Source organism: Streptomyces beijiangensis, from assembly GCF_017315755.1.
GTDB classification, from domain to species: Bacteria; Actinomycetota; Actinomycetes; order Streptomycetales; family Streptomycetaceae; genus Streptomyces; species Streptomyces beijiangensis.
This window is the reverse complement of the sequence record NZ_JAFLRJ010000803.1, coordinates 1-532: the sequence shown is the minus strand read 5'-3', so window position 1 is coordinate 532 and position 532 is coordinate 1. Positions and strand designations below refer to the sequence as shown.

The following is a 532-nucleotide window of genomic DNA, read 5'->3' as shown; positions in this document are numbered from 1 at the left end:
CACGCAGCCGATGCCGGACGACACCGGGCAATACGGCATATACAGCGAGGCGGCCTTCGGGGCCAACGCGCAGGCCCAGTACGGGAATCACGACGCCTACTCCGGCTACGACCAGCAGCAGGGCCAGCAGGGCCAGCAGGGCCAGTACGACTACGGCACCGCCGGTCAGCAGCAGTACGGATCGTCGAGGGCGACAGTTTCCGCGGCTCGCAGTGACCAGTAGCCAATGACCAGCGGCCAGCGGCCGGTGAGTGATCAGTAGCGGTACTGCTGCTCGTTCCCGTTGTTGTAGTACGGGTCCTGTTGCTGGTCCGCCGCTCCGTACGGCTGCTCCCCGTCGCGCTGCTGCGGCACCCAGACCCCGCCCGGCGGGGTCTCGCCGCCGTAGCCCTGGTTGTACGGCTCGGCGTACGGCTGCTGGCCGTACGAGGTGTCGTACTGGCCGGTGTTGCTGCCGATGTACGGGTCCGAATAGGCGGCGTACTGCTGCTGACCGGCGGTGCCGTAGTCGTACTGGCCCTGCTGGCCCTGC

General features: G+C 68.0%; 2 pseudogenes. One reads left to right on the top strand and one right to left on the bottom strand.

The features are described from left to right. A pseudogene (locus tag J0695_RS39190) lies at positions 1–223 on the top strand (hypothetical protein); the annotation flags it as partial. Between the two features lie 32 nt (positions 224–255). Here the strand turns inward: J0695_RS39190 and J0695_RS39185 are convergent. After that, a pseudogene (locus J0695_RS39185) lies at positions 256–532 on the bottom strand (hypothetical protein); the annotation flags it as partial.